Genomic DNA, 9426 nt, shown 5'->3' on the forward strand with positions numbered 1-9426 from the left:
ACCGTGGATGCAAGTCTAAGCCTACGAAGATAAACTCTGTTTCGCAAGGTGACTATACCACACTCATTTCTGCAATATCAGCGCCGCAACTGCACGTATTCCGTTACAATGGCCTCCTGATTCGAAAGGAGTTTTCTTATGGCGCTTAAAGCGACAATTTATAAAGCGACGGTTAATGTGGCCGATCTCGACCGCAACCAGTTTCTCGATGCCTCTCTGACGCTGGCGCGCCATCCTTCAGAAACCCAGGAGCGCATGATGCTGCGCCTGCTGGCGTGGCTGAAATATGCTGATGAACGTCTGCAATTTACCCGAGGTTTGTGTGCCGATGATGAGCCGGAAGCGTGGCTGCGTAACGATCACCTGGGCATTGATTTGTGGATTGAACTGGGGCTGCCGGATGAGCGACGGATTAAGAAAGCCTGCACCCAGGCCGCAGAAGTGGCGCTGTTTGCCTATAATAGTCGGGCGGCGCAAATCTGGTGGCAGCAAAATCAGAGCAAATGTGCGCAGTTTGCCAATCTTTCCGTCTGGTATCTGGACGACGAGCAGCTGGCGAAAGTGAGTGCCTTTGCCGATCGTACCATGACGCTGCAGGCAACGATTCAGGATGGCGTGATCTGGTTATCGGATGATAAGAATAATCTGGAAGTGAACTTAACCGCCTGGCAACAACCTTCATGATTGTGATTTCCCGACATGTTGCTATCCCCGATGACGAGCTTGAGATCACTGCTATTCGTGCACAGGGCGCGGGTGGGCAGCATGTCAATAAGACCTCAACGGCCATTCATCTGCGTTTTGACATTCGGGCGTCCAGCCTGCCAGAGTATTACAAAGAGCGCCTGCTCGCCGCCAGCCATCATTTAATCAGCAGCGATGGCGTGATTGTCATTAAGGCGCAGGAATACCGTAGTCAGGAGCTCAACCGCGAAGCGGCGCTGGCCCGGTTGGTGGCAGTGATTAAAGAATTAACAACAGAACAAAAAGCCCGACGACCCACGCGGCCCACCCGCGCATCAAAAGAGCGCAGGCTGGCATCGAAGGCACAAAAATCAAGCGTGAAGGCGATGCGCGGCAAAGTGCGCAGCGGTCGGGAGTAAAAAGAAGGAATGGATGGTGAGAAAAGCGATAGTGACAGCGATGGCTGTAATCAGCCTCTTTACTCTGATGGGATGTAACAATCGGGCCGAAGTCGATACGCTTTCTCCGGCGCAGGCTGCCGAACTGAAACCGATGCCGCAAAGTTGGCGCGGCGTGCTGCCGTGTGCCGATTGCGAAGGGATCGAAACCTCTCTGTTCCTCGAAAAAGATGGAACCTGGGTGATGAACGAACGCTATCTTGGCGCTCGTGAAGAGCCTTCATCCTTTGCCTCTTACGGTACATGGGCGCGAACTGCCGACAAGCTGGTATTAACCGACAGTAAAGGCGAAAAGTCATATTATCGGGCGAAAGGGGATGCGCTGGAGATGCTCGATCGCGAAGGCAATCCGATTGAATCGCAGTTCAACTACACGCTGGAACCGGCAAAATCGAGCATGCCAATGACGCCGATGACCCTGCGTGGCATGTATTTCTATATGGCAGACGCAGCAACTTTTACTGATTGCGCGACCGGAAAACGTTTTATGGTGGCGAATAACGCAGAGCTGGAGCGTGGCTATCTGGCGGCTCGTGGTAACAGTGAAAAACCGGTGTTATTGTCAGTTGAAGGTCACTTTACGCTGGAGGTTAATCCGGATACCGGTGCGCCGACCAAATTATTAGCGCCCGATACGGCGGGTAAATTTTACCCGAACAAGGATTGCAGTAGTTTGGGGCTGTAACCCGTCTTGAGACAGAAACAAACGAAAAAATGCCTGATGCGCTGCGCTTATCAGGCCTACAGCATATAATGCAATATTTTGAATTGGCACGATTTGTTGGCCGGATAAGGCGTTCACGCCGCATCCGGCATTTTGCACACGAGGCTGGCTTTTATCACTTGGTCAGCCCAACAAAGCGACCCGCCTTGATATAAATCCCAGGCTTCAGGTGCCCAACATACTGTAACTGCGTTTCTGGCTTAAACGCAGAGACATCACCAGTACGCATATGCATCAGATCGGCAGGGCTAATCCAACCTGACTGCGCCAGCGTAAGCGGATGCCCGGATTTGGCAAATGCATCAGTGACAAATTCCGAACAAAACCACGACTTTTTGTCTCCTTCGCCCACACTGCTTAACTGCGCTTTCGCCAGGCCGCTGACGCACTGTTGGCGAAAATCCTCGGAAAAAGGATTCAGTGAGCACATCTGGCGGGTCACCATAAATGGAATGAACTCGACAATGCCGCGATAGTTATACCCGCTATCTTTGATTTTGTTGGCGAACGCGGTGATTTCTGTGGCTTGCTGCGGGGTAAGGTCCGGGACTCGTAAAACGAAAAGCTTATCACTGTGCTTCATCGCTTTTTTAAGGGAAACAATCTGGACGCCAGCGCCTGTCGCTTCTGCAACGTTATTATCACCCAGATAGATTGCAACGTGACTCACAGAGGAAGTGCTGAAAACGCGGATCCCAAATGAGGTTACCCCCAGACTTGAGGAGAAAAGCAAATCGCCGGGTTTGAGATCTGGTTCCGTTATTTCTTTTATTGATTGTTCGGTGAAAGAGCTTTGATGCTGGAATTTAACTGCCCATGTTTTTGCCTCGGCATCTACCGCTGTGGCAGAGGAGTCTGGCTGGCTGATATCAACGGTACAGGCCGAAAGTAAAAGAAAGCAGGGGAGAAGCTGGCGGCAGTACGCCTTTAGTTTATCCATTTTATACAATCCATGTAAAAAAGGGCCCTGAAATTCAGGACCCTTTCTGGCATCAGCCTTTAATCTGTTTCACCAGATAATCGACAATGTCACCAGTCTTAATTAACTGTTTCTCGCCGTTGCGACGATATTTATATTCGATATCGTCGTTGTCGAGGTTACGGTCGCCCAGCACAATAGTGTGCGGAATACCGATCAGTTCCATATCAGCAAACATCACGCCCGGACGCTCTTTGCGGTCATCCAGCAGCACTTCGATACCTTGTGCACGCAGTTCGCTGTACAGTTTCTCAGCAAGCTCTTGTACGCGGAAGGATTTGTGCATGTTCATCGGCAGAATCGCCACCTGGAACGGCGCGATAGCGTCAGGCCATACGATGCCGCGTTCGTCGTAGTTCTGCTCAATCGCCGCAGCTACCACACGCGTTACCCCGATACCGTAGCAACCCATTGTCAGGATTTGGTTACGGCCATCTTCACCCTGTACGGAGGCTTTCAGTGCTTCGGAGTACTTGGTACCCAGCTGGAAGATGTGACCGACTTCGATACCACGTTTGATCAGCAGCGTACCCTGACCATCCGGGCTTGGATCGCCAGCCACCACGTTACGGATATCCGCAATTTCTGGGGTAGCGACATCGCGATCCCAGTTGATACCGAAGTAGTGTTTACCATCGATGTTAGCACCAGCAGCGAAATCACTCATCGCCGCAACGGTGCGGTCAATCACTACCGGAATCGGCATGTTTACCGGACCCAGTGAACCCGGGCCGGCTTTAACCACGGCACGAATTTCTTCTTCAGTCGCAAAAGTCAGCGGGCTGGCAACCTGCGGCAGTTTTTCTGCTTTAACTTCGTTCAGTTCGTGGTCACCGCGCACCAGCAGCGCAACCAGCGGGAAGCTACTGCCTTCAACCGCTTTAACCAGCAGAGTCTTAACCGTTTTCTCAATCGGCAGATTGAACTGTTCAACCAGTTCCGCGATGGTTTTCGCGTTCGGCGTATCAACCAGCGTCATCTCCTGGGTAGCAGCAGCGCGCGGTTCTTTCGGCGCGATAGCTTCTGCCAGTTCAATGTTCGCTGCATAGTCAGAGGTGTCGGAGAAGACCACATCGTCTTCACCGCTCTGCGCCAGCACCTGGAATTCGTGAGAGGCGCTACCGCCGATAGAACCGGTGTCGGCCTGTACGGCGCGGAAATCCAGCCCCATGCGGCTGAAGATTTTGCTGTAGGCCGCATACATTGCATCGTAGGTTTCCTGCAGGGATTCCTGAGAAGTATGGAAAGAGTAAGCATCTTTCATCAGGAATTCGCGGGAACGCATGACGCCGAAACGCGGACGCACTTCATCGCGGAACTTGGTCTGGATCTGATAGAAGTTCAGCGGCAGCTGTTTGTAAGAGCTAAGCTCGTTACGAATCAGGTCAGTGATAACTTCTTCATGAGTTGGGCCGAGTACGAACGGACGCTCGCCACGGTCAACAAAACGCAGCAGTTCCGGACCGTACTGTTCCCAACGACCACTCTCTTGCCACAAATCGGCTGGCTGAACCACCGGCATCGACACCTCGATCGCACCGGCGTTGTTCATCTCTTCACGCACGATGTTTTCGACTTTTTTCAGAACGCGCACGCCGGTCGGCAGCCAGGTATATAACCCGGAGGCCAGCTTGCGGATCATCCCGGCGCGCAGCATCAGCTGATGGCTGATCACCTCGGCGTCGGCAGGTGTCTCCTTGAGAGTGGAGAGCAGGTATTGGCTAGTACGCATGTTGTTACGGTTCCAGTTGGAAGGTAGAACAGGCTCAAGGCGAGCCTGGGACAAAAAAAGTGATTTAGTTTACCAGTGCAAAAGAAATGTCAAAAGAGAAGGGCGTGAATTTAACGCGGTTCCAGCGCAAAGACTTCAAAACCTGCGTCGGTGACGCGCCAGCGAACGTTAAAATCATGCAGCCAGACGGCATAGGTTTTGCCCGTTTCCTCACCTTTACGATAGGCCGGGCGCGGGTCCTGCGCCAGTACTTCGCGGATAAACAGCGTTAACTGCGGATAACGCTTCTCCAGTGTCAAAAGCTGCTTTTCGACCTCTGCGGTAAAGCTCACCGCCATTTCTGCCGCTGGCGCATTTTGCGCATAGCTGGCGCTGGCATCGGGAAGCGATTCGGCAAAGGGGAGATACGGTTTGATATCCACCACTGGCGTCCCATCGACCAGATCCAGACTGCCAAGCTTCAGAATCACGCTGTCTTTATGGCAAACAACCTCTTTCAGCTCTACCAGCGACATACCAATCGGATTAGGACGGAAAGTAGAGCGTGTGGCGAAAACGCCCATTCTGGCATTACCACCAAGACGAGGCGGACGCACAGTTGGGCGCCAGCCGCCTTCCATCGTTTGATGAAAGACGAAAAGGATCCATAAATGGCTGAACGCTTCCAGGCCGCGCACGGCGTCGGCCTGGTTGTAGGGAGCAATGAGATGCAGTTCGCCGTTGGCGCTTTTTACCAGACCTGGCTGGCGCGGAACGGCGAATTTTTCTTTATAGGGCGAGCGAATAACGCCTATTTGCTCGAACTGGAAACTGCTCATTTCGCCGTAATGTTAAGCGCAGAACCGATACATACAGCCTGACGATAGCAGCCTGGCGTACCGCTGGTGACTTCGCAGCTATGCAGTAATACCGCATTGGCTTTCATTTTAGAGGCGTTGATTTGCATCCGCTTACGCGCGGTTGGAATGCTTGGCGGAGAGTCCTGATTAGAGGCCTGGCAAGAGTCGCCACTGACTTCACCGAGATCGCGGAACGGTTTGCCGACTAATTCTTCTGCATTGGTATAAATTCGGACCGGTGTGGCGCGCGGCGCTTTCGGTTTTGCTGGCTCCGCTTTCGGCTGGGGTGCAGTGCTTTGAACGGGTTCGACAGGGGATCTGCTTAACATGGAACAGCCGCTTAGCATGAGTGCTACTAAACAGATCGGTAAAGCACGCATAGTATTTCCTCAATGTATGATCAAAACGTCAATATTGAATCAGGAGCTTGTAAAAATGACAAGACGGGCAAGCGCCCGTCCTGAATGATATTACAAATTGTGGAAACAGCCTAAAAATTACCAGCCTTTAACAGCGCCGCCGTTAAACACTTTGTTTGCTGCTTCGTAAACTTCGTCAGACTGATAGGCCTGGACGAATTTCTTCACGTTCTCGGCGTCTTTGTTGTCTTCACGCGTCACGATCAGGTTTACGTACGGGGAGTCTTTATCTTCGACAAAGATACCGTCTTTCGCTGGAGTCAGGCCAATCTGGCTGGCATAGGTGGTATTGATAACTGCCAGAGCGATTTGCGCGTCGTCCAGAGAGCGAGGCAGCTGCGGTGCTTCCAGCTCAACAATTTTCAGATTTTTGGGGTTCTCAACAACATCAAGAACGGTCGGCAGCAGGCCAACGCCATCTTTCAGTTTGATCAAGCCCACTTTTTGCAGCAGCAGCAGTGAACGACCAAGGTTAGTTGGGTCGTTTGGCACGGCAACCTGCGAACCATCCTGCAGTTCATCCAGTGATTTGATTTTCTTGGAGTAACCAGCAATCGGATAAACAAAAGTGTTGCCTACTGCGACCAGTTTGTAGCCACGATCTTTCAGTTGCTGATCAAGATACGGTTTGTGCTGGAAGGCGTTGGCGTCGATATCGCCTTTGCTCAATGCTTCGTTTGGCAGAACATAGTCGTTGAAGGTTACCAGCTCAACGTCCAGGCCATATTTGTCTTTCGCAACTTTCTGCGCGACTTCTGCAACCTGTTGTTCGGCACCAACAATCACGCCGACTTTAATGTGGTTTGGATCTTTTTCATCCTGACCGCAGCCTACCAGTGCCAGTGATCCAATCAGGGCTCCCACTGCCGCAAAGGTTTTGAATTTGAACGCCATACCTTATTCCTTCTTCAATTATTTATGTTGTGTTGAACGTTACTTGCGAGTGACAGCCCGGACGATGCGGTCGCCTGCGAACTGAATTAAATAAACCAGAATGACCAGCAATACCAGTACCGTGTTCATGACAGTCGCGTTATAGCCGATGTAACCATATTGATAGCCAATCTGACCCAACCCACCGGCACCGACTGCACCACCCATCGCGGAATAACCGACCAGGGTAATCAGGGTAATAGTTGCCGCATTTACCAGACCTGGCAACGCTTCCGGTAACAGCACTTTACGGACGATCTGCATTGGCGTGGCACCCATTGCGCGGGAAGCTTCAATTAACCCGGTTGGGATCTCCAGCAGGGCGTTCTCGACCATACGGGCAATAAACGGTGCTGCACCAACGGTTAACGGAACAATCGCTGCCTGCAAACCAATCGATGTACCGACAATAACGCGGGTAAATGGAATCATCCATACCAGCAAGATAATGAACGGGATGGAACGGAAAATGTTCACAATCGCAGAAACGGTACGATACAGCTTCGCGTTAGCAATAATTTGCCCCGGACGCGTGACATAAAGCAGAACGCCAACCGGCAGACCAATCACAAACCCAAAAAAACCGGATACGAAGGTCATTGCCAGCGTTTCCCATACGCCACGAACCAGCAGCCACATCATCGGCTCAGACATAACCCAGTACCTCTACTTTTACATGGTGTTCCTGCAGCCAGGCAATGGCGGCTTGCGTATCTTGTTGTGTGCCGTGCATTTCAGTCAGCATGATGCCGAACTTAACGCCACCGGCGTAATCCATCTGCGCGCTAATAATGTTGTTATTAACGTTGAAACGACGCGCGGTTTCGGAGAGCAGTGGGGCATCGACCGACTGACCGGTAAACTCCAGACGCAGCATAGGCACGCAGTCAGTGAACGGCTCCGCTTGCAGACGTTCCTGGTAATCTTCCGGGATATCCAGATGCAGAGTCGACTGAATAAATTTTTGCGCCAGCGGCGTTTTCGGATGCGAGAACACTTCACTTACCTTGTCCTGCTCGATCAGTTCGCCATTGCTGATGACCGCCACGCAATCACAAATGCGCTTCACAACGTCCATTTCGTGGGTGATCAACAGAATCGTCAAACCCAGACGGCGGTTGATATCTTTCAGCAGTTCGAGAATAGAACGTGTCGTTGCCGGGTCCAGCGCGCTGGTGGCTTCATCACACAGCAATACTTTGGGATTGCTGGCTAATGCACGGGCAATCGCCACACGCTGTTTCTGCCCACCGGAAAGGTTCGACGGATAGCTATCATGTTTATCACCAAGACCAACCAATGACAGCAATTCCGTCACGCGACGTTTGATCTCGTCTTTCGGCGTGTTGTCCAGCTCCAGCGGCAGAGCCACGTTGCCAAAAACAGTACGCGAAGAGAGCAGGTTAAAATGCTGGAAAATCATACCAATCTGGCGGCGAGCTTTAGTCAACTCAGATTCTGACAGCGTGGTCAGCTCCTGGCCATCGACCAGCACGCTACCCTCGGTTGGGCGCTCCAGCAGGTTTACACAACGTATAAGCGTACTCTTACCCGCGCCTGAGGCACCGATAACGCCATAAATTTGTCCAGCTGGCACATGCAGGCTGACGTTGTTCAACGCCTGGATGGTGCGGGTGCCCTGGTGGAACACTTTGGTGATATTCGAAAGTTTTATCATTGATTATTTATTATCGTCATTAAGTTAGTCGTGGCATTTCGAATGCCTGGAACGGGCAACGCCGTCAATGAAATGGATGTTAAGGCATCCAGACGTCTAAATCAATCAGGTTTATGCGAAGAGCACTTTCTTGCTGGTCGAAACATGCGATACTAGCGTCACATGCCTTATTAAGGAGCTATAAAAGGTGGCGAAGAGCGTACCCGCAATTTTTCTTGACCGTGATGGCACCATTAATGTCGATCACGGCTATGTCCATGAGATCGACAACTTTGAGTTTATCGACGGTGTTATTGACGCCATGCGCGAGCTAAAAAAAATGGGCTTCGCGCTGGTGGTAGTAACTAACCAGTCTGGCATTGCTCGCGGTAAATTTACTGAAGCACAGTTTGAAACGCTGACCGAGTGGATGGACTGGTCGCTGGCGGACCGCGATGTTGATCTGGATGGCATCTATTATTGTCCGCATCATCCGCAGGGCAGTGTTGAAGAGTTTCGCCAGGTCTGCGATTGCCGCAAACCACATCCGGGGATGCTTTTGTCGGCACGCGATTATTTGCATATTGATATGGCCGCTTCTTATATGGTGGGCGATAAATTAGAAGATATGCAGGCAGCGGCTGCGGCGAACGTGGGAACAAAAGTGCTGGTGCGTACGGGTAAACCTATTACCCCTGAAGCAGAAACGGCGGCGGATTGGGTGTTAAATAGCCTGGCAGACCTGCCGCAAGCGATAAAAAAGCAGCAAAAATCGGTGTAATGACTAAAAGATGAGCGGTTGAAATAAAAATGCATTTTTCCGCTTGTCTTCCTGAGCTGACTCCCTATAATGCGCCTCCATCGACACGGCAGATGTGAATCACTTCACACAAACAGCCGGTTCGGTTGAAGAGAAAAATCCTGAAATTCAGGGTTGACTCTGAAAGAGGAAAGCGTAATATACGCCACCTCGCGACAGTGAGCTGAAAGCCGCGTCGCAA

At 51.5% G+C, this 9426-nt stretch carries 11 protein-coding genes; 4 read left to right on the plus strand and 7 right to left on the minus strand.

What is annotated here, in order from left to right; translation table 11 throughout:
• Positions 1-138 precede the first annotated feature (138 nt).
• The 3 genes from FEK50_RS05125 to nlpE are packed head-to-tail and all read left to right on the plus strand — an operon-like array spanning position 139 to position 1827.
• Positions 139-684, plus strand: a complete 546-nt coding sequence (locus FEK50_RS05125; protein ID WP_001185282.1) for a YaeQ family protein — start codon at positions 139-141, stop codon at positions 682-684.
• Entirely contained in the window at positions 681-1103 is a 423-nt protein-coding gene (gene arfB, locus FEK50_RS05130) for an alternative ribosome rescue aminoacyl-tRNA hydrolase ArfB (protein ID WP_130205042.1), read from the plus strand. The genes FEK50_RS05125 and arfB overlap by 4 nt, the downstream gene beginning before the upstream one ends.
• A 13-nt stretch (positions 1104-1116) precedes the next feature.
• A complete protein-coding gene (gene nlpE / locus FEK50_RS05135) occupies positions 1117-1827 on the plus strand; it encodes an envelope stress response activation lipoprotein NlpE (RefSeq protein ID WP_130205044.1) in 711 nt (236 codons plus the stop codon).
• Positions 1828-1981: 154 nt separating this feature from the next.
• Here nlpE and FEK50_RS05140 read toward each other — a convergent pair whose 3' ends face one another.
• From FEK50_RS05140 to metN, 7 genes are all read right to left on the minus strand, one after another.
• The gene (locus tag FEK50_RS05140; protein WP_131161214.1) at positions 1982-2806 is read right to left on the minus strand and encodes a YaeF family permuted papain-like enzyme; all 825 of its coding nucleotides are present in this window, start codon (positions 2804-2806) and stop codon (positions 1982-1984) included.
• 52 nt (positions 2807-2858) lie between these two features.
• On the minus strand, positions 2859-4577 hold the full coding sequence (proS, locus tag FEK50_RS05145; RefSeq protein WP_001260707.1) for a proline--tRNA ligase: 1719 nt from the start codon (positions 4575-4577) through the stop codon (positions 2859-2861).
• 110 nt (positions 4578-4687) lie between these two features.
• Positions 4688-5395: a tRNA (N6-threonylcarbamoyladenosine(37)-N6)-methyltransferase TrmO gene (gene tsaA / locus FEK50_RS05150; protein WP_130205048.1), complete on the minus strand. Its 708-nt coding sequence runs from the start codon at positions 5393-5395 to the stop codon at positions 4688-4690.
• Entirely contained in the window at positions 5392-5796 is a 405-nt protein-coding gene (gene rcsF, locus FEK50_RS05155; protein ID WP_001202329.1) for an Rcs stress response system protein RcsF, read from the minus strand. Before rcsF ends, tsaA begins: the two co-directional genes overlap by 4 nt.
• A gap of 117 nt (positions 5797-5913) precedes the next feature.
• Positions 5914-6729, minus strand: coding sequence for a methionine ABC transporter substrate-binding lipoprotein MetQ (gene metQ / locus FEK50_RS05160; RefSeq protein ID WP_000874224.1), 816 nt, complete (start codon positions 6727-6729; stop codon positions 5914-5916).
• A gap of 39 nt (positions 6730-6768) precedes the next feature.
• A complete protein-coding gene (locus tag FEK50_RS05165; RefSeq protein WP_001294600.1) occupies positions 6769-7422 on the minus strand; it encodes a methionine ABC transporter permease MetI in 654 nt (217 codons plus the stop codon).
• Positions 7415-8446: a methionine ABC transporter ATP-binding protein MetN gene (metN, locus tag FEK50_RS05170; protein ID WP_000593990.1), complete on the minus strand. Its 1032-nt coding sequence runs from the start codon at positions 8444-8446 to the stop codon at positions 7415-7417. The genes FEK50_RS05165 and metN overlap by 8 nt, the downstream gene beginning before the upstream one ends.
• A gap of 187 nt (positions 8447-8633) precedes the next feature.
• Here metN and gmhB point away from each other — a divergent pair, with 187 nt between their 5' ends.
• Complete coding sequence (gene gmhB / locus FEK50_RS05175; RefSeq protein ID WP_130205052.1) at positions 8634-9206, plus strand: D-glycero-beta-D-manno-heptose 1,7-bisphosphate 7-phosphatase; 573 nt, start codon at positions 8634-8636, stop codon at positions 9204-9206.
• The last annotated feature ends 220 nt before the right edge of the window (positions 9207-9426 follow it).

The organism is Escherichia sp. E2586, from assembly GCF_005781105.1.
Classification (GTDB): Bacteria; Pseudomonadota; Gammaproteobacteria; order Enterobacterales; family Enterobacteriaceae; genus Escherichia.

Bases quoted from the DNA above. Each gene is read 5' to 3' on its own strand.
- metN (WP_000593990.1), bottom strand. From the start codon at position 8,446: ATGATAAAACTTTCGAATATCACCAAAGTGTTCCACCAGGGCACCCGC.
- tsaA (WP_130205048.1), bottom strand. From the start codon at position 5,395: ATGAGCAGTTTCCAGTTCGAGCAAATAGGCGTTATTCGCTCGCCCTAT.
- FEK50_RS05125 (WP_001185282.1), top strand. From the start codon at position 139: ATGGCGCTTAAAGCGACAATTTATAAAGCGACGGTTAATGTGGCCGAT.
- proS (WP_001260707.1), bottom strand. From the start codon at position 4,577: ATGCGTACTAGCCAATACCTGCTCTCCACTCTCAAGGAGACACCTGCC.
- rcsF (WP_001202329.1), bottom strand. From the start codon at position 5,796: ATGCGTGCTTTACCGATCTGTTTAGTAGCACTCATGCTAAGCGGCTGT.
- FEK50_RS05165 (WP_001294600.1), bottom strand. From the start codon at position 7,422: ATGTCTGAGCCGATGATGTGGCTGCTGGTTCGTGGCGTATGGGAAACG.
- nlpE (WP_130205044.1), top strand. From the start codon at position 1,117: ATGGTGAGAAAAGCGATAGTGACAGCGATGGCTGTAATCAGCCTCTTT.
- FEK50_RS05140 (WP_131161214.1), bottom strand. From the start codon at position 2,806: ATGGATAAACTAAAGGCGTACTGCCGCCAGCTTCTCCCCTGCTTTCTT.
- arfB (WP_130205042.1), top strand. From the start codon at position 681: ATGATTGTGATTTCCCGACATGTTGCTATCCCCGATGACGAGCTTGAG.
- metQ (WP_000874224.1), bottom strand. From the start codon at position 6,729: ATGGCGTTCAAATTCAAAACCTTTGCGGCAGTGGGAGCCCTGATTGGA.